At 71.7% G+C, this 21,111-nt stretch carries 22 protein-coding genes and 1 riboswitch; of the genes, 13 read left to right on the forward strand and 9 right to left on the reverse strand.

Annotation, left to right across the window (positions count from 1 at the left end):
- Positions 1-239 precede the first annotated feature (239 nt).
- Positions 240-1,190 (forward strand): esterase/lipase family protein, encoded by a 951-nt coding sequence (locus ACZ6MA_RS24410; RefSeq protein WP_469436063.1) that lies wholly within the window; start codon positions 240-242, stop codon positions 1,188-1,190.
- Positions 1,191-1,262: 72 nt separating this feature from the next.
- Here the strand turns inward: ACZ6MA_RS24410 and ACZ6MA_RS24415 are convergent, their stop codons facing one another.
- From ACZ6MA_RS24415 to ACZ6MA_RS24425, 3 genes are all read right to left on the reverse strand, one after another.
- On the reverse strand, positions 1,263-1,910 hold the full coding sequence (locus tag ACZ6MA_RS24415) for a hypothetical protein (protein ID WP_469436328.1): 648 nt from the start codon (positions 1,908-1,910) through the stop codon (positions 1,263-1,265).
- Between the two features lie 108 nt (positions 1,911-2,018).
- Entirely contained in the window at positions 2,019-3,410 is a 1,392-nt protein-coding gene (locus ACZ6MA_RS24420; RefSeq protein WP_469436064.1) for an APC family permease, read from the reverse strand.
- Between the two features lie 199 nt (positions 3,411-3,609).
- Entirely contained in the window at positions 3,610-4,809 is a 1,200-nt protein-coding gene (locus ACZ6MA_RS24425; protein ID WP_469436065.1) for an ABC transporter substrate-binding protein, read from the reverse strand.
- A gap of 382 nt (positions 4,810-5,191) precedes the next feature.
- Here ACZ6MA_RS24425 and hppD point away from each other — a divergent pair, with 382 nt between their 5' ends.
- The 5 genes from hppD to ACZ6MA_RS24450 all read left to right on the forward strand — a co-directional run bounded on the left by hppD (position 5,192) and on the right by ACZ6MA_RS24450 (position 10,740).
- Positions 5,192-6,316, forward strand: coding sequence for a 4-hydroxyphenylpyruvate dioxygenase (hppD, locus tag ACZ6MA_RS24430; protein ID WP_469436066.1), 1,125 nt, complete (start codon positions 5,192-5,194; stop codon positions 6,314-6,316).
- A gap of 2 nt (positions 6,317-6,318) precedes the next feature.
- Positions 6,319-7,527: an alpha-hydroxy acid oxidase gene (locus tag ACZ6MA_RS24435; protein WP_469436329.1), complete on the forward strand. Its 1,209-nt coding sequence runs from the start codon at positions 6,319-6,321 to the stop codon at positions 7,525-7,527.
- Positions 7,524-8,462 carry a phytanoyl-CoA dioxygenase family protein gene (locus ACZ6MA_RS24440; RefSeq protein ID WP_469436067.1) on the forward strand — a complete coding sequence of 313 codons (939 nt, stop codon included), beginning with the start codon at positions 7,524-7,526 and terminating at the stop codon, positions 8,460-8,462. The genes ACZ6MA_RS24435 and ACZ6MA_RS24440 overlap by 4 nt, the downstream gene beginning before the upstream one ends.
- A gap of 83 nt (positions 8,463-8,545) precedes the next feature.
- Positions 8,546-9,796, forward strand: coding sequence for an aminotransferase-like domain-containing protein (locus ACZ6MA_RS24445; protein WP_469436330.1), 1,251 nt, complete (start codon positions 8,546-8,548; stop codon positions 9,794-9,796).
- Entirely contained in the window at positions 9,793-10,740 is a 948-nt protein-coding gene (locus tag ACZ6MA_RS24450) for a DMT family transporter (RefSeq protein WP_469436068.1), read from the forward strand. The genes ACZ6MA_RS24445 and ACZ6MA_RS24450 overlap by 4 nt, the downstream gene beginning before the upstream one ends.
- A gap of 126 nt (positions 10,741-10,866) precedes the next feature.
- On the opposite strand, the gene ACZ6MA_RS24455 is transcribed toward ACZ6MA_RS24450, so the two are convergent.
- The 3 genes from ACZ6MA_RS24455 to ACZ6MA_RS24465 form a co-directional block, all read right to left on the reverse strand.
- Positions 10,867-11,769 (reverse strand): MBL fold metallo-hydrolase, encoded by a 903-nt coding sequence (locus ACZ6MA_RS24455; RefSeq protein WP_469436069.1) that lies wholly within the window; start codon positions 11,767-11,769, stop codon positions 10,867-10,869.
- A 192-nt stretch (positions 11,770-11,961) separates the two neighbouring features.
- Positions 11,962-12,567, reverse strand: a complete 606-nt coding sequence (locus ACZ6MA_RS24460) for a DUF4865 family protein (RefSeq protein ID WP_469436070.1) — start codon at positions 12,565-12,567, stop codon at positions 11,962-11,964.
- A 9-nt stretch (positions 12,568-12,576) separates the two neighbouring features.
- On the reverse strand, positions 12,577-13,179 hold the full coding sequence (locus ACZ6MA_RS24465) for a TetR/AcrR family transcriptional regulator (RefSeq protein ID WP_469436071.1): 603 nt from the start codon (positions 13,177-13,179) through the stop codon (positions 12,577-12,579).
- 130 nt (positions 13,180-13,309) lie between these two features.
- On the opposite strand from ACZ6MA_RS24465, the gene ACZ6MA_RS24470 reads away from it, so the two are divergent.
- A complete protein-coding gene (locus ACZ6MA_RS24470) occupies positions 13,310-13,780 on the forward strand; it encodes a hypothetical protein (protein ID WP_469436072.1) in 471 nt (156 codons plus the stop codon).
- Positions 13,781-13,813: 33 nt separating this feature from the next.
- On the opposite strand, the gene ACZ6MA_RS24475 is transcribed toward ACZ6MA_RS24470, so the two are convergent.
- Positions 13,814-14,587 (reverse strand): LysR family substrate-binding domain-containing protein, encoded by a 774-nt coding sequence (locus ACZ6MA_RS24475; protein WP_469436073.1) that lies wholly within the window; start codon positions 14,585-14,587, stop codon positions 13,814-13,816.
- 58 nt (positions 14,588-14,645) lie between these two features.
- On the opposite strand from ACZ6MA_RS24475, the gene ACZ6MA_RS24480 reads away from it, so the two are divergent.
- Both ACZ6MA_RS24480 and ACZ6MA_RS24485 read left to right on the forward strand, forming a co-directional pair.
- A complete protein-coding gene (locus ACZ6MA_RS24480) occupies positions 14,646-15,029 on the forward strand; it encodes a DUF5997 family protein (protein ID WP_469436074.1) in 384 nt (127 codons plus the stop codon).
- Between the two features lie 200 nt (positions 15,030-15,229).
- Positions 15,230-15,709: a hypothetical protein gene (locus tag ACZ6MA_RS24485; RefSeq protein WP_469436075.1), complete on the forward strand. Its 480-nt coding sequence runs from the start codon at positions 15,230-15,232 to the stop codon at positions 15,707-15,709.
- 17 nt (positions 15,710-15,726) lie between these two features.
- Here the strand turns inward: ACZ6MA_RS24485 and ACZ6MA_RS24490 are convergent, their stop codons facing one another.
- Complete coding sequence (locus tag ACZ6MA_RS24490; protein ID WP_469436076.1) at positions 15,727-16,161, reverse strand: YchJ family protein; 435 nt, start codon at positions 16,159-16,161, stop codon at positions 15,727-15,729.
- Between the two features lie 98 nt (positions 16,162-16,259).
- Between ACZ6MA_RS24490 and ACZ6MA_RS24495 the strand changes: the two genes are divergently transcribed.
- On the forward strand, positions 16,260-17,228 hold the full coding sequence (locus ACZ6MA_RS24495; protein WP_469436077.1) for a GHMP family kinase ATP-binding protein: 969 nt from the start codon (positions 16,260-16,262) through the stop codon (positions 17,226-17,228).
- A gap of 70 nt (positions 17,229-17,298) precedes the next feature.
- Entirely contained in the window at positions 17,299-17,967 is a 669-nt protein-coding gene (locus tag ACZ6MA_RS24500; protein ID WP_469436078.1) for a hypothetical protein, read from the forward strand.
- 63 nt (positions 17,968-18,030) lie between these two features.
- Here ACZ6MA_RS24500 and ACZ6MA_RS24505 read toward each other — a convergent pair whose 3' ends face one another.
- Positions 18,031-19,230, reverse strand: a complete 1,200-nt coding sequence (locus tag ACZ6MA_RS24505; protein ID WP_469436079.1) for a cytochrome P450 family protein — start codon at positions 19,228-19,230, stop codon at positions 18,031-18,033.
- Positions 19,231-19,781: 551 nt separating this feature from the next.
- Positions 19,782-19,946: riboswitch (cyclic di-AMP (ydaO/yuaA leader) on the forward strand.
- 4 nt (positions 19,947-19,950) lie between these two features.
- On the opposite strand from ACZ6MA_RS24505, the gene ACZ6MA_RS24510 reads away from it, so the two are divergent.
- Both ACZ6MA_RS24510 and ACZ6MA_RS24515 read left to right on the forward strand, forming a co-directional pair.
- On the forward strand, positions 19,951-20,424 hold the full coding sequence (locus ACZ6MA_RS24510; RefSeq protein ID WP_184734272.1) for a C40 family peptidase: 474 nt from the start codon (positions 19,951-19,953) through the stop codon (positions 20,422-20,424).
- Between the two features lie 259 nt (positions 20,425-20,683).
- On the forward strand, positions 20,684-21,085 hold the full coding sequence (locus ACZ6MA_RS24515; protein ID WP_469436331.1) for a rodlin: 402 nt from the start codon (positions 20,684-20,686) through the stop codon (positions 21,083-21,085).
- The last annotated feature ends 26 nt before the right edge of the window (positions 21,086-21,111 follow it).

A 21,111-nucleotide genomic window follows, 5' to 3' on the forward strand; every position in this document is an offset into this window, starting at 1 on the left:
AACGGGTGGGATAAACGTCACTCTTGAGTCAATCGCCGGGGATCGAGGGCGGCCGAAAAGGCGGGCTATAACCTCCATGTCGACCCACCGATGCACCCTCGACGGCGCGCTCGAGGTGGTCGCCGGTCGGAATGATGTATTCCGATTTAAGCGGACATGACGGCCGGGCAACCCCGGTGTGCGCACCGCGGTCTTGGGCGGTGAAGATCATCGCGCTTGATGAAGTCAACGGGGTTCCCATGTCCTTGCCACGTCCTTTGCGTTCGTTCCTCCTCGCCGCCACGGCGGCCTGCTTCATGGCCGGGCTGACCGCCGCCCCGGCCCCCGCCGCCGCGGCAGCGCCCCGGCCTACGGGCCTGAGCGGCCTCGACCCCCGGACCCTCGCCGCCGTGGCCAGATCCGTGCTCACCCCGGACGCCGCCCCGGAGGGAGCCAACGACTGGGACTGCGTCCCCTCGGCCGAGCACCCCCGTCCCGTCGTCCTGGTCCACGGCACCTGGGCGAACGCGCTCAACACCTGGGCGACGCTGTCGCCCCGGCTCAAGCAGGCCGGTTACTGCGTCTACACCGTCAACTACGGCGCACCGGCCGGGTCCGTGATCAAGGCGAGCGGGCCGGTGCCGCAGTCGGCCAAGGAGGTGGCCGCCTTCGTCGACCGGGTGCTCGCGCGGACGGGCGCCGACAAGGTGGACATGGTCGGCCATTCGCAGGGCGGCGGCCTGCTGCCGCGCTGGTACCTGAAGTTCGAGGGCGGTGCCGGGAAGGTCGACCACCTCGTCGGTGTCGCACCGAGCAACCACGGCACCGATCTGAGCAGCCTCCTCAACCTCGGTGAGTCGCTGAGGCTCATGGGGATCGTCGGCAGGTTCGCGGGCCAGGCCGCCGTCGACCAGACCCGTGGCTCGGAGGTCACGCGCAAGCTGGACGAGGGCGGTGACACCGTGCCCGGCACCACCTACACGACGATCGTCACGACCAACGACCGGGTGGTCACCCCGTACACCAACCAGTACCTCACCGCCGGTGCGGGCGCGAGGGTCACCAACCACACGGTCCAGGAACACTGCCCGGGCAGCTGGGTCGGTCACGCGGGGATGACCCTCCATCCCGCCGCCGCGCAGCTGGTCCTCTCGGCCCTGGACCCGAACGACAAGGGCACGCCCGAGTGCGGCCTCTCGCTGCCGTTCTGACCTGAAGGAAGGGGGCGGCGCTGGGTCGTGTCTGCCCGCCCCGCCCCGCCCCGCTCCGCCCGCTCAGCCCGCTCAGCCCGGCGCGGCGGCGCCGGGAGGCGGGCGCAAGGGCGCGCTGACGGACAGGTCTTCGTCGATCTTGGCGGCCAATTCGGTGCCGAGAGACGGGGCGTACCGCTCGCCCCACCGCTCCACGACGGTCAGGAAGCCCGTCAGATCGTCCTGGACGGACCGCAGCAGCGCGGGCAGTTCATCCTTGGGTACCTCCACGGGCCGCCCGGCGGGCGGGGCCGGCACGTCCCGGTCGTCGGGCCACAACCGGACGACCGGACCCGCGTGCTCCACCCGCGGCGACGGGTCGTGCCCCAGCCACAGTTCCTCACCCCCCAGCAGCCCCAGCCACTCGCGCCAGTCCTCCAGGCCGCAACAGCAACCGGAGGAGACCGACACCCCGCCGGCGGTGTCCCGCACCCGCAGGCCGCCCGGCCAGAGGGTGCGGTCGACCGCGATCGTCCGGCGGATCAGCTCGGGTCCGTCGGGCACGTAAGCGGCCTCGTCCGCGAGGACCGCGCCGTTGTATCCGGTCCACACCGCGATCGCGGTCCCGACCTCCGGCGGTGACAGCCGCCCGGAGAGCGGGAGCGCCTCACCGGCCGCCTCACCGGCCACGGGCCACAGGGTGAAGTCGGCGGAGGCGTAGGTCTCCAGGACGGCGTCCATGATCAGCACGGACCCAGTGTCACCCCGAACGGCGGTGCGCGCCTCCCCATTTCACGACAAGCCGAAACTCCCCTCCGGGGGCCGGGCGCCCTCGGGCGGCAGGTGTCCTCAAGTCCGGCCCGCCCCTTGCGTGCCGCCGCCGAGCGCGATCCTGTTGACCGCCCACAGCGCGACACCGATCACGAGCAGCACCCCCGCCCGCACATAGACATCCGCCGGGCGGTCGGCCAGCGGGCTCGCCAGGGTCAGGGCGGTGACCGCGCCCAGCACCGGCAGCACGGTGGGGGCGCGGAAATGACGGTGGGGCACCCGGTCCTTGCGCAGCACCAGCACCGCCACGTTGACCAGCGCGAAAACGCACAGCAGCAGAAACGCCGCCGTGTCACCGAGCCCGGCGATCTCGCCCGTCGACGCCAGCGCCACGGTGAGCACGGTCGTGAAGACGATGCCGACGACCGGTGTGCGGCGGCGCGGCAGTACCCGGGCCATGACACGCGGCAGGATGCGCTCGTTCGCCATCCCGTAACAGAGCCGGGACGCCATCATCAGATTGATCAGGGCGGAGTTGGTGACGGCGAAGAGCGCGATCAGCGCGAACAGCCGCGGCGGGAAACCGGCCCAGCCCACCCGTACGACCTCCAGGAGCGGCCCGGAGGACCCCTGGAGCGTGCGGTGGTCGACGAGCAGCGAGGACACGAGCGCGACCAGGATGTACACCGTGCCGGTGACCGCCACCCCCAGGAAGATCGCACGGGGGAAGGTGCGGGCCGGATCCCGGGTCTCCTCCGCCATGTTGACGGAGTCCTCGAAGCCGAGGAAGGCGAAGAACCCGAGCGCCGTCGCCCCGAGCACACCGGTGAGCGCGGTGTACCCGAAGCCGCCGGTGTCGAACTCGGCGAGGCGCGCCGGCTGTCCGTCGCCCGCGAGCACGGCGGACACCCCGACGCCGATGACGAGCAGCAGTCCGGACAGTTCGACGAGGGTCAGCACGACGTTGGTCCGCACCGATTCCGAGACGCCGCGCAGATTGAGCACCGCCAGCGCCAGCACGAAGAGGACCGCGACCAGGGTCGGCGGCAGGTCCACGAACTCCGCCATGTAGTCACCGCCGAACGCGCGGGCCGCGGCGCTCGCCGACGCCAGGCCCGAGCACATCACCATGAAGGCGACGATGAACGTCAGGAAGGGGACCTTGAACGCCTTGTGCATGTAGAGGGCCGCTCCGGCGGCCCTGGGGTACTTGCCGACGAGTTCGGCATACGACGCGGCGCTCAGGATCGCCACGAGGAAGCCGATGACGAACGGCAGCCACAGCGCCCCGCCGATCTTCCCCGCCACCTTGCCGGTGGTCGCGTAGATCCCCGTGCCGAGGATGTCGCCGACGACGAAGAGGAGCAGGAGCTTCGGGCCGATGACCCGCTTGAGCGGTGGGCCGTCCCCGTCGGCCGGAAGAGGCGGGGGAGGGGCACCGGGTGCCCCGGAGGGTCTAGGTATCCGCATGGCCCACGGCCTACCCGCCGTGTGCCGTGCCGTACCGCCGGGGCCGCGCCGGGTTCTTCGGCCTGCGGGCCGTCTTTGCCGCCTGCGGCGGCGGGCGCCCTGCGGGCGCGTCCTCAATCGCCGGACGGGCTCGGATTGAGCCCGTCCGGCGATTGAGGACACCGCCGCGCAGCGGCAGGGTCAAGCTCAGGCGCAGCCGTCACGGCGCCAACGTGAGGTCCGCGTCCACGGGCAGCGCGGGGAAACGGGTATTGGTGACCAGCGCCAGTTCGTGCGGGTGGTCGCGGCCGGGCTGCCACTGCCCGCCGATCAGCGGCAGCAGCGCGATGTTCGGGGTGGGCCCGGCGGTGAAGTCGATCAGGCCGGCGACGGTCGACAGCCGGGTGCGGCCGACGGCCGCGGCGACGGCGTGCCGGTCGGTGGGGTCGTCGGCGGTGGCCAGGGCGTGCACGGCGATCTCCACCAAGGCGTGGGCGAGCCCGAGGGGTTGCAGCCACGGCTTGCCCGTCGCGCGCTGGTAGGCGTCCGCCAGCTCCGCGGCGCCGGTGCCGTCGAGCGAGGAGGAGAACGGGTGGCGCGGTGTCCAGTAGACCAGGGTGGCGATGTCGGTGCCCGCCAGGGCGTCCACCTGGGCCCGGTCGCGGGGGTAGGCGAGCCAGCGCGAACAGGTGATCAGACGCGGCCGCAGCCCGGCCTCCCCGGCCTGCCGGTGGAAGAGCGTCAGGTCCTCGACGGTGGCCGCGCTGGTGACGATCTCCACCCCGGCGTCGGCGAAGTGCCGGATGTGGCCGGCGAACGTGGTGGCCGGCTCCCGGTAGCCGCCCGGGTCGACCAGCCGGTGGCCGCGGGCGGCCGCCACCGGGACGAAGCCGTGCACGGGGTGCCGCAGGAACTCGCCCTGCGCGTCGTCGTTCCACAGACAGCCCACCGTCCGCCGGGCGCCGACGCGCTCCCACATCTCCGCGAAGACCGTGGCGATGTCGTCCAGCCCCCACGCGAAGTGGTACGTCCACGGGAAGGGGCGGTCCGTGTCGCCGCCCCTGCCGAACACATAGGCCTGCCAGGGGAACGTGGTGGACACGCACGGCACCCCCAGCTCCGCGCAGGCGTCGGCCACGGCGGGCAGCACCCGGGTGCCCGCCATGGTGATCACCACCCGGGCCCCCTCGTCGCGCACCAGCTCCGCGACCGCCTGCCGCGCGCCCTCGGCGTGCGACCGGCTGTCACGGGCCGCGAGGCGGAGCGGATACCGCCGGGTGGCGCCCTTGACCGACGGCAACCGGGGCGCCAGGCGGCCCAGGGCGAAGTCGAGGGGATCCCCTAGACGAGCCAGCCGTCCCGAGCGCGGGACGACCGCCCCGATGCACACACTGTCGTCCGTCCGTCGCTCCGCGCCCATCGACCGGCCTCCCGGGTCCCGTGCCACCGTCAGCTGCAAAGTCCCACGATCACAGCCATGTTCACGTATGGGGGACAGATGCGAAAGGGGCGGTGCACGAGCCGCGGAGGAGGTCCCCCTGCGGCCTTCCCCGGCGGCACACCCGAGCGGAGGTGGCCGGAAATCACCCTTGCTTCGTTGTCGGGGCAATGACAAGGATGATCTTTGTTCGGCATTGGCGACCCCCATCCCGTAATGCCGTTCGCGTTATCGGGCCGTGTTCACGTCGAGGCGCTTCGGCCGGCGGTCCGCGTCGGCGACAGGCCGTGCGGGGCGCAACGCCGCGTCCCGTACCCGTGCGGCGCCGTGCCCAACCCCCCATCGCACGACAGAGGTGAAAGTCATGACCGTGCACGCTGTCGACCACGTCGGCCTGCAGGTAGCCGACGCCGCCGAGGCGGCCCGCTACTTCTGCGAGGCCTATGGATTCCACATCGAGGCCGAGGCGGGGCCCGGGACCGGGTTCACCGACGGGCACTCCCTCGTCCTCGCGCACGGCGGCGTCCGCCTCGTCGTGACGTCCGCCGGGCACGCGGGACAGCCCGGCGCCGAGTTCGTCGCCCGGCACGGCGACGGCGTGCGCGACGTCGCCTTCTCCTCCACCGACGTCGCCGCCGACTTCGCCCGCGCGGTCGCCGCCGGAGCCGAGGCCGTCCAGGAGCCGCGGGTCTTCGAGGAGGACGGGGCCGGCCGGGTCGTCGTCGCCGTCATCGGGACGCACGAGGGCCTGCACCACTCCCTCGTCCAGCGCGACACCCCGGGCGGCGCCTTCCTGCCCGGCCGCTACCGCCCGCTGCCCGTGGAGCCGTCCGGCGAACCGGCCGCCCCGCTGCTGCGCAGCGTCGACCACCTCGCCCTGTGCCTGACGCCCGGATCGCTCGACACCTGGGTCTCCTTCTACGAGCGGGCCCTGGGGCTGCGCCACACCTACGACGAGTCGATCAAGGTCGGCGGTCAGGTCATGGACTCCAAGGTGGTCCAGGACGAGACCCGTGGCATCACGTTCACCATGGTCGAGCCCCGGGCGGAGGGAAAGCGCGGCCAGCTCCACGACTTCCTCGACAACTTCGGCGGCCCGGGCGTCCAGCACATCGCGTTCGGCACCGACGCCATCACCGACGCCGTGCGCGGCCTCGCCGAGCGCGGCGTGGAGTTCCTCTCCACCCCCGCCGAGTACTACAACGGCCTGGCCGGCCGGGGCATCGACGTCGGGGTGGACACCGAGGTGCTCCGCGAACTGAGCCTGCTGGTGGACCAGGACGAATGGGGGCACCTCATCCAGATATTCACCCGGTCCCCCTACCCCCGGCGCACCGTCTTCTTCGAACTCATCCAGCGCGTCGAGGCCCGCACGTTCGGCAGCGGCAACATCAAGGCCCTCTACGAGGCCGTGGAGCGCGAGCGCACCCGCACGGCGGACGCCGAGGACGCCGAGAGCCCGGCCCCGGCCATGACCACGGCCCGGTGAGCATGCCCACCGAGCCCTTGTCGCCCCCGGGGAGCGCGACCGCGCCCGGCCGGTCGGCACCGGTCACCCTGGACGACTACCGCACCGCCGCCCGCGCCCTCGTCGATCCCGCGGCCTGGGACTACATCGAGGGGGGCAGCGGCGACGAGCGGACCCTGCGCGAGTGCGAGGACGCCTACCGCCGCTACCGGCTGCGCACCCGGGTCCTCGTCGACGTCTCCCACTGCGACCTGAGCACCACCCTGCTCGGCAGCCCCGTGGAACTCCCCGTCGCCATCGCCCCCATGGCCTACCACGGGCTCGTCAGCCCCGAGGCCGAGCCCGGCACCGTCCGCGCGGCGGCCGGGGCGGGGGCCCTGACGGTCGTCAGCACGTTCTCCGGCACCCCGCTGGAGGAGATCGCGGAAGCCGCCGCGGGCGCCCCCCTGTGGATGCAGCTCTACGTCTTCCGCGACCGCCCCACGACGGAGGCACTCGTACGGCGGGCCGAGGCGGCCGGCTACCGCGCGCTGGTCGTCACCGTGGACACCCCACGCGTCCCGCGCCGCGCCCGGGACCTGCGCAACGCCTTCAGCCTGCCGTCCGGCATGGTCCCGGCGAACTTCGACGACCGCCACGCGAGCGGACTCCAGCAGGCCACGAGCGGGGCCTCCGTGATCGGCGCACACGCCGCCCGGCACCACGACGCGGCGTTCGGCTGGGACGACCTGGCCTGGCTGCGCTCGCTCACCTCCCTGCCGCTCGTCCTCAAGGGCGTGCTGAGCGGCGAGGACGCGGCCCGCGCCGCCGAACTGGGCGTCGAAGGCATCGTGGTGTCCAACCACGGCGGCCGTCAGCTCGACGGCGCCGTCCCGGCCCTGGAGGCCCTGCCCGAGGTCGTCGCCGCGGCCGCCGGCCGCTGTGAGGTCTACGTCGACGGCGGCATCCGCCGCGGCACGGACGTCCTCACCGCCCTCGCCCTCGGCGCCCGCGCCGTGCTGGTCGGCCGCCCCGTGCTGTGGGGCCTGGCCGTCTCGGGCTCCGCCGGCGCCCGGGACGTGCTGTCGATCCTGCGCGCCGAACTCGAGGACGCCATGGCGCTGACCGGCCGCCCCGATCTCGCGTCCGTCGACGCCGGGATGCTCCGGCTCCGCGACACCCCTCCGGCCGGCCCCGCCCCCCGTTCCGCAGCGCCCCACCACACCCCCAGCAAGGAGAGCACCCACCGATGAGCACCGCCGAAGAGCTGACCTCGGCCGCCGCCGCTGCCTTCGACCTCGGCCCGGCCGACCGCGAACTCCTGCCCACCGCCCAGGACGTGGAGTTCTACCAGGAGCACGGCTGGTTCCTGACGAAGCAGCTGCTCACCGACGCCGAGGTCGACGAACTCCTCGAAGCCAGCGAGCGGTTCTACGCCGGGCACCGCGACCGCATCCTGCCCGTCCGGCCGCCGCGCCTGGCGTACTGGGAGCCGGAGCAGGGGGACGTGCACCGGCACAACGACTACATCTTCTACGAGGACGACACGATCCGGCGGATCCTGTCGAAGCCGGTCATCGCCGCCACCGCCGCGCTCATCGCCCGCACCGAGCAGATCCGGCTGTGGAACAGCACCCTCATCTACAAGCCCCCGCGTCCCGAGGACGCCCGCAACATCGTCCCGTGGCACTTCGACCGCCACTACTGGCAGACCTGCTCCTCGGACGAGATGCTGACCGCCTTCATCCCGTTCCACGACTGCGACGAGGAACTGGGCACCATCACCATGGTGGACGGCAGCCACACCTGGCGCGAGATCCCCGCCGGCGACTCCGTGACCCGCCACTTCGCCGAGCGGGACCGCTCCGAACTGGAGGACATGCTCAAGGAGAACGCCGACTTCAACGGCGTCGAGATCCGCAAGATCCCCATGATCATCCCCAAGGGGCACATGAGCTTCCACCACTGCCGCACGTACCACGGCAGCGGACTCAACACCAGCGACCGGCCCCGCCGCGCCATCAGCCTGCACCTGCAGGACGCCGCGAACCAGTGGCGCCCCTACCCGCTGTCCACCGGCGGTAACGTGGTCTACAACAACGACGTACTGGTGCGCCGGGACGCCGACGGCAACCCCGACTACACCGACCCCGAGTTCTGCCCGGTGCTGTGGGAGGACAAGCGGTGACGGCTGCCGAGACCACCGACGAGAGCGTCACCGGAGCCGTCCTGCCGCTCGGCGAACTGCACGGCTCGCTGGCCGACCCGCTCATGGAGGTGATGAACTTCCTCAACGAGATCACCCTCCGCTACCCGGACGCCATCTCCTTCGGCCCGGGCCGCCCCTACGAGGGCCTCTTCGAGGTCGACCGGATCACCGAGTACCTCCAGGCCTGGACCCGGTACCTCACCGAGGACCTCGGCCAGAGCCCCGACCAGGTGCGCACCACCCTCTTCCAGTACGGACGCACCAACGGCCAGATCCACGAGCTGATCGCGCGGACGCTCCACAACGACGAGGGCATCGACGCCGATCCGGCGGGCATCGTCGTCACCGTGGGCTGCCAGGAGGGCATGCTCATCACGTTGCGCGCCCTGTTCGCCGGGTCCGACGACGTCCTGCTCGTCACCGACCCCAACTACGTGGGCATCATGGGCGCCGCGCGGCTGCTCGGCGTCGAGACGGCACCCGTCACCGAGGACGAGGGCGGCGTCGACCTCGACGCGCTGCGCCGCGCGATCCACACGCTACGGGCGGCGGGAAAGCGCCCCCGGGCCCTGTACACCGTGCCGGACTTCTCCAACCCCTCCGGCACCTGCATGCCGGTGGAGCGCCGCCACGAGCTGCTCGCCCTCGCGGACGCGGAAGACCTGCTGATCCTGGAGGACAACCCGTACGGCTTCTTCACCCGCACCGACACCGTCCGGCCCACCCTGAAGGCACTGGACACCCGCAGGCGGGTCGTCCACCTCGGCTCGTTCGCCAAGACCTGCTTCCCCGGCGCCCGCGTCGGCTATGTGGTCGCCGACCAGACGGTCCTCGCGCCCGACGGCCGGCGCACGCTCCTCGCGGACGAACTGTCCAAGATCAAGAGCATGGTCACGGTCAACACCCCCACCCTCAGCCAGGCACTCATCGGCGGCATGCTCGTCGTCCACGGCTGTCGTCTGCGCGAGGCCAACGCACCGGCCATCGCGTTCTACCGCGACAACCTGGACGTGCTGCTGGAGTCGCTGGAGGAGCACTTCCCCGCCGCGACGCGCGAGCGCACCGGCATCCACTGGAACGCCCCCGAGGGGGGTTTCTTCCTGACCCTCACCCTGCCGTTCCCCGCCGACGACGCCCTGCTGGAGCTCTCCGCCCGCGAGCACGGGGTGCTCTGGGCCCCGATGCGCTACTTCCACACCGACGGCTCGGGCGACAACCGGCTGCGCCTGTCGTGCAGTTACCTCTCCCCGGAGCAGATCCGCGAGGGCGTCTCGCGGCTCGCCGTGCTCGTGGAGAAGGGCCTGGCGCGATGAACGCCGTGCTCTACGCGGTGACCGTGGTGATCTGGGGCTCGACCTGGCTGGCCATCAAGGGCCAGCTCGGCGAGGTCCATCCCACCCTGTCCATCTTCTACCGCTTCGCGCTCGCCGCCGTCCTCATGCTGGCCTACGCCCGCGCGCGGGGGCTGCCGCTGAAGTACCCCGCGCGGATGCACGCCCGGTTCGCGCTCATGGGCGGCCTGATGTTCTCGGGCAACTTCGTGTGCTTCTACTTCGCGGAGCAGCATCTCGCGACGGGGCTGGTCTCCATCCTCTTCGCCATGTCCCTGCTGGTGAACATCGTCTTCGCGCGGCTGTTCTTCCACCGCAGGGTGTCCCCGGTCGTGCTGATCGGCGGCGGCATCGGTCTGCTGGGCATCGGCACGGTCTTCTGGCCGGCGCTCGCGGACTTCGACCCGGACTCCGGCAACGGGCTGGGCACGGTGCTGTCCATCGCCGGAACCCTGGTGTTCTGTCTCGGCAACGTGGTCTCCGGCAAGGTGCAGGCCGAAGGGGTGCCGGTGGTGCAGAGCACCGGTTGGTCGATGGCCTACGGTGCGCTGCTCATCGCCCCGTTCGCCGCCGTCCTCGGCCACGGCACGCTCTACGAGCCGACGTGGAAGTACACCGGCTCCCTGCTCTACCTGGCGCTGTTCGGATCGGTGATCGGCTTCGGCACCTATCTGACGCTGCTCGGCCGCATCGGCGGCGAGCGCGCCGCGTACGCGACGGTGCTCTTCCCGATCGTCTCGCTGCTGCTGTCCACCGTCTTCGAGGACTTCAGCTGGTCGGCGCGGGACGTGCTCGGCGTTCTCCTGGTGCTGCTCGGCAACGCCGTGGTGCTGGCCGGCCCCAAACTGCTGGCCCGCCGCCGGGAGGGCGAGCCCGCGCCCCCGGGCCATCAGGCGGCGAAGACGACCGCGAGCGGAGGCAAATGACAGCGGCGGCCCGAACGGGCCGCCGCCGTCCCGTTTCCGGCCGCCACACGGCCGGCGGGCCGCCGCACGCGAGGGAGTGCGGCGCGTGCCGGACCCGGCCCGGCGCACCGGGCCGGGTCCGGCCGTTCACCACCGGACGGCGGTGAAGTCGACGGGCCGGGGCCGCAGCGCCCCGGTGCGGAGCGTCAGCCCTTCGAGCCGCCGGGACATCTCCGCGGCCGGGAGGTGCTTGCGGTCCCCGTGGCCGGGCAGCAGCCACTCGAAGCGCAGCCGGGCGGCGGTGCGCGACAGCGAGGCGGCCAGCTCCTCGATGGAGTACCAGGTGACGCTCTCCGCCACCTCGATGTCCGCCGTCGTCCGGGACCAGTAGAAGCTGTCGCCACTGAAGCAGTACCGCTCGTCCGCGACATAGACCACGCTGCCCTCGGTGTGCCCGGGCAGCGGATGCGCGACGACCCCCTCGGCGATCGTGACCGGGCCGGTGCCGCGCAGCACCCGGTCCGCGTCCGGCGCGGCGTCGAGGTCGCCTTCGTGGATCCACAGCCGGGCCCCTAAGCGGTCGGCGTAGCGGCGCCCGTGCGCGCTGTGGTCGCGGTGGGTGAGCAGGATGTCGGTGACCGGACCGAGCGCCTCGTACCGCGCGGCCAGCGGCTCGCTCCAGCGGGGCGTGTCGACCATCATCACGGTTCCCGACGGGCGGCGCAGGAGATAGGCGTTGGCTCCCGCCGTGTGATTGGAGTTGTGCCCGCACAGCAGCACCCCCTCGTCGAGGGCCAGCGGGAACGGGTCCAGCGCCGGATCGAGCCCGCGGGCGGTGTGCCGGATCGACCGGGTGGGGCAGGCGTACGCGGCGGCGTGCAACAGGGCCTCCTCCTCGGTGTCGCGCGGCTGGCGGAGGATCTCCGAGCGGCCGTCGATCTCGCCGATCAGCGAGGGGGCGAGCTGCCGGGCGACGTCGCAGTTCGTACAGCGGTCGTCCACGTACCAGCCGGCTTCGTGCGCGGGGGTCCCCGACGGTGCGTCACTCATGGTGGGGTTCCTTTCCAGGGTTCCGGGCGGTGCGGGCGGCCGGGGAACCGGCCGCCCGCTTTCAGGGATATCCCGGGTGGCGAAAGGAAAGGAAGGGGGGAGCGATCTTGTGGTTTGCCGCCGGATCGCCTCTCTCCGCCGGAAAAGCGGGAGGCGAAAAGCGCAATATGCCCCCTTATGTGCGGTCGGGCGCTACCAGTGCCGACCCGCCGGGATCGCCGACAGGTGCGGCGCCGACAGGTGCAGCACCTCGTAGCGCTCGGTGTCGGCGGTGCGGGTTCCGGGTGCCTGAGGGACGGCATCGGCCCAGAGGGTGAAACGCATCAGTTCCCAGTGGTGGGGGTCGAAGGCCAGCGCCGTGGTGTGCACCTCCGCGTGCCCGGCCAGGGCGCGCAGTTCTTCGAGGGCGTCGCCGACCACGTCGGCCGGGTCGGCCCCGGCGGGCAGCGGTGTGACACTGCGGGACGCGGCCCGGGGCGTGCGCGCGCGGGCGGGGCCCGCCTCCTGGGCGATGCCCGCCCACTGGCGGACGGCGGGGCGCCCGAAGTCGGCGATGATGCCCTGGAAGCCCCCGCGGCCGACGAGGAAGTGACTCATCGCGCCGATGTCGTCCCACAGGTAGAAGGGGGCGTACTGGTGGACGGGCGAACCGTTCACCCCCCGCTCGCGGATGAGGTAGGCCTTGAGCCCGAGACCGGGCCGGTCGTCGAGGGCGTGGCCGCGGGTCGCCACCCGCTCGCGGATGATCCGCATGTCGTAGTCGGCGGGCAGGGTGATCTCGTACTGCATCGCGTACACGGGTGTTCCTCAGTTCGTCTCTCGTCCATGACCGTCGGCCGTGTGCGCGCCCAGCAGGCCGAGCGCACCCCTGACGGCCCGGTCGTACGGCTCCGTGGACCCGGCCGCGCGGGCGAGCACGTAACCGCCCTGGAGCACCGCCATGACGGCCGAGGCCGTGTCGGCCGGGTCGAGGCCGGCGGTCGGCTCGCCGCGCTCGCGGCCCTCGGCCAGCACCTCGGTGAGGCGGCCGCGCAGCCAGTCGAAGGTCTCCTCGACGGGTGCGCGCAGCGCCGGGTCGGCGAGGACCTCGGGGTCCTGGGTGAGGCGTCCGATCGGGCAGCCCCGCAGGACGTCCCGCTCGCGCAGCAGATAGGCCGAGATCCGCTCGACGGCCGTGCCCGGAGCGCTGAACTGCCGCTCCGCCCGCTCCCGCAGTTCCGCCGCGGTGCGGCGGATCGCGGCGAGCGCGAGATCGGGCTTGCCGCTGAAGTGGTGGTACATGCTGCCCTGACCGGCCCCCGCGTGCTGCTGGATGGCCTTGGGGCTGGTGCCGACGTAGCCGCGTTCCCACAGGAGTTCACGGGTGCTTTCGATCAGACGTTCCGAGGTGCTCACAAGATCAATGTACATACTGGTAGGTACAGAATCGAGTGCCGGGAGGCCGGTGAGTCCTACGGCCTAGCATGAATGCCCCGCTCGCGTGGAATTCATCCGATACGTCGGCCAGGGTCGGTGCCGATCGTAGGAAGGGCGCGCACTCATGCCGGACACATCCGCGTCAGGGCCGCACGGCGCCTTCGGCCGGGGCGGGCCGTCGGCGGGGCATCCGCACCACGCGCCGCCCGCGCACCGCCGCCGGAAGTGGCCGTGGGTCCTGCTGGTCCTGCTGCTGTTGGTCGTCGGCGGATGCGCGGCCCTGTTCGCCGTCGTCTCGGACGAGTCCGACAAGACCGTCGAGGTGAGCTACGAGGTGACCGGCGACGCCAAGGACGTGACGATCGTCCACACCACGTGGAACAGCGGGAACCGCTCCGAGAGCCTGGAGAAGGTGTCGTCCCTGCCGTGGCGGAAACGTTTCGGCACCAAGGGCTTCGTCAAGGGCGGCCTGCTCGCCGTCACCATCGGCCCGCGAGGCGGCTCCGCGACGTGCCGCGTCACGGTCGACGACGGCGAACCGATCACCGCCACCGCCTCCGGGGCGGCGGCCACCGCCACGTGCGACGGGTTCTGAGCGCGGCGTCCGGCAGCGGAGCACCGCCGAGGACTACCCCCGGCCGCGAGGCTTGCCGCGCTTGGCCCCCTTGGGGCCGCCGGAACCACCGCGCGGATTCTTGCCGGCCGGCTTGCGGGCCGCGGGCTTGCGCTGCCCGCCACCGGCGTCGGGGCGCTTGCGCTTCGGCTGCGCCTGCGGCTGGGCCTTGGCCTGGGTGCGGCCGCGTGAACTGTTGACGGTCCGCCCCCGGACGATCCCGATGAAGTCCTCCACCAGATCGGTGGTCCTGTCCTCGGGCCACGACAGCGCGACGCGCGACTCGGGGACGTCCGAGAGGGGCCGGTACGTGAGGTCCTTGCGGTGGTGCAGACGGGCGAGGGACTGCGGGACGACGAGCAGACCCACCCCCGCCGCCACCAGCTCGACGGCGTCGGCCGTCGTGGCGGGGCGCTCGATCGCGGGCCGCCCGGGCGGGCGCTCCCAGTCGAGGGTGTCGTCGAGGGGGTGCAGCAGGATCTCGTCGGCCAGGTCCTCGGGGGACACCTCCTCGACCGCCGCGACGATGTGATCCTTCGGGACCACCACCACCGTCGTCTCGGTGTAGAGGGGGATCGCGCTGAGATCCGTCCGGTCGACCGGCAGCCGTACGAAACCCGCGTCGGCGCCACCGGCCCGCAGCACGTCGAACGCCTCGGCGGGGGACACCGCGACGAGGGTCAGCGGGACGTCGGGCAACCGCTCGTTCCAGATCCGCACCCATTTCGTGGGCGTCACTCCCGGGACATACGCGAGCCGGAACGAAGGGGAAACATCCGAGCCTGTCACTCCGCCAGGTTACCGGTCGTGGTCAGAGGTAGCGCACACGCTCGATACTCTTGACAGCATGACGTCGCACAAGACCACCCAGACCATGAAGCCCGCGACCGCGGCGAAGAAGCTGGGTGTGTACCTCGAGGCCACCCCCGCCGAGTTCCAGGAGGGTGTCGTCTCGCGCACCGAGCTGAACGCCCTGCAGGCCGACCCGCCCGAGTGGCTGCAGGAGCTGCGACGCAACGGCCCGCACCCCCGTCCGGTGGTCGCGGCCAAGCTGGGCGTCTCCATCGCGGGCCTCGCGCGGGGCGGCGTCACGGACGCCCTCACCACGGAGCAGATCGAGGCGTTGAAGCAGGACCAGCCCGAGTGGCTGCTGCGGGAGCGCGCCACCCAGGCCGAGGTCCGCAAGGAAGCGGTGCGCATCAAGGAGAAGAACGCGTCGCGGGGCGAGTGACCCCGAGGGTGAGGCGTGCCCGGCCCGGTCCGGCCCCCGCGAGGCCGGGCGGCCGGGGCCCGGCCGCCGGTCCGCCTCCGGCCGCCCGGTCCGGTCCCGCTCTCCGGGGGCGCGCTCCGCGATGCGCCTGTGCGCCGTAGAGGGGGCGCTCGTACAGCAGTACCTTCGTTGACTCCTGCATCGGAGGGACGGGGGCCGCGATGGGTGACGACAAACGCTGGCTCAAAGTCGGAGTCCCCGTCACCGGAGTGCTGCTCGCGGTGATCGGGCTGCTGTACGCCAGCGGAATCATCGCCCCGTTCGGGAAAACGGGGTACATCGAGCGGGCCGATGCCGCGTGTGCCCGGCATCAGCCGGCCCTGGCCGCGCTCGGCCCGGAACCGCGGAACGCGGGACCGGCCGTGTTCTACGACCGCATGGGCGGGGTGGTCGCCGTCATGCGGGCGGCCCACCGCGACTGGGGGAAGATCAAAATGCCGCCGGGGATCGCGAGCTCCGTGCGCGACGCCTACGCCTCCACCGACACGGCGATACGCATGTACGAAACGTCGGTCGCGGTGGCGCGGCGCGGCGACTTCGCCAGGGCGAACGGCTACCTCGAAGACGCCAACAAGCTGGGGCTGACGTCCTTCACCAAATCCCGTGCGGCCGGGCTGAACGTCTGCCCGGTCGGCTTCTGACCCCCCTCACCCTCCCCTCAGGGAGTGTCCGCCTTCGAGGGGACCGGGCTCACGTAGACCCACTGTCCGTCGTCGCGGACGAAGCGGCTGTTCTCGTGCTGACTGTCCGCGTGTCCCCGCTCGCTGTAATGCGCGACGAATTCGACCGTCCCCTCGGTGTGGAAGGCGCTGCCTCCCGTCGTGCCGAGGATCTCGAGCCCCGTCCACCGCTGGTCCGGGTCGAGATCGAGACCGTCCGGCCGGGTCGTGGGATGCCAGGTGCGCAGCAGGTAGGCGGCGTCCCGGACGGCGAAGGCGCTGTAGCGGGAGCGCATGAGGCGCTCGGGAGTGGGAGCCGATGTCTCCCCGCGGTGGAAGGCGCCGCAGCAGTCGCGGTAGGCCGCCGCGCGCCCGCAGGGGCAGGGGGAGGAATCGGTGATCGCCGGCTGCCGGCGTGCGCTGTTTCGGGACACCCGATAATTGTGCCCGCTCCGCCGGACGTCCCGGACCGGTCACCGGGGGGCGGGAGACGGAACGGGGGAGAGCCTTGCCGGTACCGGTGGTGACGAGCGTGCGACGCGCCGGCCAGGAGAGCGCGAGCGGCACCCGGACCGGCGTCGGCCGGGCCTTCGGTACGTTCGGGGAGCTGCTGCAAGGGGCCCTGCCCGCACCGCGCGGCGAGTTCCTCGTCACCTTCCCGATCGCCCGCTGGTCCACTGCCGTCTTCCACCACGACCCCGGCGCCGGCGCGATCGTGGTCCGCCCCGCCCACAAGGACAAGTCCCGCCGGGTCGCCGCCCGGGTCCTCGCCTCCCTCGGGGCGGGCGGCGGCGGGCTGCTGGACATCGGCGGCGAACTGCCCGAGGGCAAGGGCCTGGCCAGCTCGTCCGCCGACCTGGTGGCCACGGTACGGGCGGTCGGCGCGGCGTGGGACGTGACGTTCACCCCCGCCCGGACCGAAGCGTTCCTGCGGGGTGTCGAACCCACCGACGGCGTCATGTACGACGAGATCGTCGCCTTCCACCACCGGGACGTACGGCTCGGCCACCGGCTGGGCGTGCTGCCCCCGCTCACCGTCGTCGCCCATGACGAGGGCGGACGGGTCGACACCGTCACCCACAACCGCCGGCCCCGGGTCTTCGACGCCGGGGAACGCCGCGAGTACGCCGCCCTCCTGGGTCTGCTGACCGACGCGGTCGCCACCGGCGACCTGCCCGCCGTCGGCGCCGTCGCCACCCGCAGCGCCGAGATGAACGCCCGGCGCCGGGTGCGCGGCGGTTTCGCGGACCTGCGCCGCCTGTGCCACGAGGTGGACGGCCTCGGCCTGGTCCTCGCGCACAGCGGCACGATGCTCGGCGTCCTCCTCGACGCCGCCGACGCGGACCTGGCCGGCAAGGCCGACCACATCCGCGCCGGCTGCGCGCCACTCGGCGGCGAGGTCTCCGTCCACCGCGCGCTGGGCACCGGCGACCACTGGAGCCCGCCGCCGCCCACCGCTTCCCGTCCCGGTACCCACCCGAGCTACGCGATCGAGCAATAGTTCGGTCAATTCGCGTCATGCGCGCCCGGCTTGCCGCGGATGCGGGTCCGCATTACGGAATTATGTTCGCATGATTCGTTCCTTACGTATTCCGGTGGTCTCCGCGGCCCTGCTGCTGCCGCTCGCCCTCACCGCCGGTGCTTCGGCCCAGACCGTGGACCGGACCGAGCGTCCCGTGACCTCCGCGGCCGCCCAGGCCGCCGCCCTCGTCGACCGGGCGGAACTCGAGGCACGGGCCCGCGCCATCGGGACCGCCATCGAGCTGATCCACGTCACCACCGTCCCGGGATTCACGCTCGCCGAGCAGTCCGTCGGCGTCATCAACGACGACGGCTTCTCCGGTGCCTACGTCAAGGGCGGCGCGGTGCTGTGGCTGACCGTCGACCACGGCACGCTGACCGAGGCGAACTGCGCCGACGTCCCCGTCTACGGTGAGGGCAGCGGCCTGACGAGCTGTGAGCGGGAGGGTGCCCTGTGGTACCGCTCCACGGCGGGCTCGCATGAGTACGCCGTGGCCAAGGACGGTTACGTGGTCCGGCTCAGCGCGTCCCGCGGCGAGGTGAGCCGGGACGTCCTGCGCGGCGCCGCCGAGGCCGCCCACCCGGCGAACGACCAGGAACTGGACGCGGTGCTCCCGCCGCTGCGCGAGCGGGGCGGCGTCCGGCCGGACGAGCGGGGCGACATGCTGCCCGGCCGTGAGGTGCCCGACAACCGCCCGCCCGCCGGCGCGGGCGGCTGAAACCCACCCGCCGGCACGGTGGCCCGGGCCGGCACGCGGGTCCGGGGCACCGTCGCCCGCCCGCTACCGCTCCGGCGTGAAGCGCACCGGCAGGCTGAGCAGTCCGCGCAGCGCCATGCTCGGCCGCCAGGTCAGCTCGGCGGGGTCGACGTCGAAGGCCAGGTCCGGGCAGCGCTCCAGCAGGGCCCTGAGGGCGATGGCCGCCTCCATCCGGGCGAGCGGGGCGCCGAGGCAGTGGTGGACGCCGTGGCCGAAGGCGAGGTGCCCCCGGGGCTCGCGGTGGATGTCGAAGCGGTCGGGGTCGGGGAAGTGCCGGGGGTCGCGGGCCGCCGCGGCGAGCACGATGATCACCGGTTCCCGGGCGGGGACGGTGGTGCCGCCGATCTCCACCGGCTCGGCGGTGTAACGGAAGGCGCACCGCTCGACCGGGCAGCCGTAGCGGAGCATCTCCTCGATCGCACCGTCGAGCAGGGACCAGTCGGCGCGCAGCTCCGCCAGTTGCCCGGGATGGCGCAGCAGTTCGTGGACGCCGCTGGAGATGAGGTTGACGGTCGTCTCGTGGCCCGCGACGAGCAGGACGAAGGCCATGCCCAGCAGTTCGTCGGGTGAGAGCCGGTCGCCGTCGTCGTCCGTGGCGGTGGTCAGGGCGCTGAGCAGATCGTCGCCGGGCGCCTGCCGCTTGGCCTCGATGAGCGAGACGAAGTACCCGGTCATCGCCCGGGCGGCGGCGCCGGCGGCCTCCGGGCCGCTGGGCAGGACGATCTCGTTGGACCACTCGCGGAACGCGGCACGGTCCGCGACGGGCACCCCGAGCAGTTCGCAGATGACCGTCAGCGGCAGGGGCAGCGCGAAGGACTCCACGAGGTCGGCGCGGCCGAGCGGCAGCATCGCGTCGAGGAGTTCACCGGCCCGGCGCTCGATGCGGGGGCGCAGCTCCTCGATGCGGCGCGGGGTGAACTCCTTGGCGACGAAAGCGCGCAGGCGCGTGTGGTGCGGCGGGTCGACCTGGAGCATGTTCAGACCGATCGCGTATCCGCCGTCGTCCTCCCAGTCCGGCGAGTGGCGGATGTCGTTGCGCAGCCGGGGGTCCGTCAGGGCGGCCCGGGCCTCGTCGTTGCCGACGACCAGCCACGACTCGCGTCCGTCGGGGGTCCGCACCCGGTGGACGGGGCCCCGCTCCCGCAGGCTCGCGTAGAGCGGATACGGGTCCTGGGCGAAGTCCGTGCCGGCGGGCGTGAGGTCTTCGAGGGACGGCGTGGACACAGGCGTTTCCCTTCGTCGCTCCGGACCATGACCGGAGATCAAGTGGGGATTGGCCCCCACTTGCCGGACCCGACCCTAACATCAAGTGGGGAGGTGTCCACGCTTAGGGTTCCGTCGAGAGGGATCGCTCGCCCCGAAGTCGAACGGGAAGGGCCGCGAACGCTCATCACCCGTCAGTCCGCCCCGGTCGTACACAATGCGGAAGCTGTTATTCGGTCAGTCGGCGAGAACGCATCCGGAAGCGACGGGCGCATACCGTGGACCGTGCTTGTGACCCCCGGTGGGTTCCGCTCGCGACCACCGGTAACTCCCCTGCTATTCAGCGGCTTTCCCGCGCGGGCCGAAGCCGATTCGCATGCGGAGCGCGGTGTTGACAGGGGTTCGGGCGGGGCGGAAACGGACCCCGGTTCCCCGGTGTGACGTGAAGTGAACAAGTTCACAGAAGGGGGTCCGGGCTCTGTTTTCGGGCGGCCGATGATGCAGGATCTCTGATCGAACACACAAGAACCCGTCACAGAGGCGGGCGACCCGGGCGGACGCCGAGTCCTGCCGCCGACCGGGTGCAGATACAGATCAAGGATCGGCAGGAGCGGGAGACCCAAGCACGACGAACCACGATGGCGGTGGTTCTTGGGGTGAAGTCACTTCGGTGACCGGGCAACTTTGTCAGCCCGAACCCGACAGGTCACCTTTCGTAGGCGGATGACGAAGGGCTTTGGCATGTCTGCGTTTCCTGGCATACCCGCACTTCTTTCCCGGGCCGGAACGGCTTCCGTTCTGACCGCGGCCACCGTCACCGCGTCGATGCTGATCCCGACTCTGGCAACCGACGCACAGGCGGCGACTCCGGGAACGAAGGCGCTGCAGATCGCGGCCTCCAAGAAGGGGTCGCCGTATCAGTACGGCGCCACCGGTCCGAACCGTTTCGACTGCTCGGGCCTGACGCTGTACGCCTTCAAGAAGGCGGGTAAGGCTCTGCCGCGTACCGCGGCTTCGCAGTACAACAAGACCAGGCATCTTTCGTCCGGCTCACGTCAGCCCGGCGACCTGGTGTTCTTCCACTCGGGCAGCAACGTCTACCACGTGGGGATCTACGCCGGGAAGAATCAGATCTGGCACTCTCCGAAGCCGGGTAAGTCCGTGCGGCTGGAGAAGATCTGGACGAACAGTGTCTGGTACGGACGCGTCAAGTAGCCCTTGAGGCTGTTCGAAGCCCGCCCGGACGCTCCTGTGAGGGGACTGTCCGGGCGGGCCGACGGCTACCGAAGCGCCGCCGCGCGCGCCGCGTTATCAGCACAATGCGAAAACACCCGGCGGCTTGCCGCTTGTCTTTCGATGGCGCCCCCAGGATCCGGCTGGCTCAAATGAGTGAATGTCCGGAACTTCTTAAATCGGCCGGAGTTACTCAGGTCGCTTCCTTGTGAGGGGCGCTAAACGATCGAAAGGCATGGACGTGCTCAAGAAGGTACTCGCCACGACTGCGATGACGGTTTCCGCGGTCGGCGCCATCACCGCCCCGGCGATGGCGGTCGACAACGACAACAATGACGTCGCCAACGGCAACGCCGCCAAGACCGGTTACGGCAACACGGTCACCGGGGGCAAGGAAAGCCCGCAGATGAGCCTGATCCAGGGCACGCTGAACAAGCCGTGCCTGGCCATCGGCAAGCTCGGCATCCAGTCGGTTGTCGCGCTGATCAACATCGGCATCCAGGACATCCCGATCCTCACTTCGCAGCAGCAGCAGCAGTGCACCGACAACTCGACGATCAGCGACGGCGACGACCAGCTCTCGCACATCCTCGACGAGATCCCGATTCTGTCGGGCAACGGTTCCGCGAACGGCGGCCACTGACGGCCGGGAGCCTTTGACGTCATCCC

Source organism: Streptomyces sp. NPDC042259 (assembly GCF_055582085.1).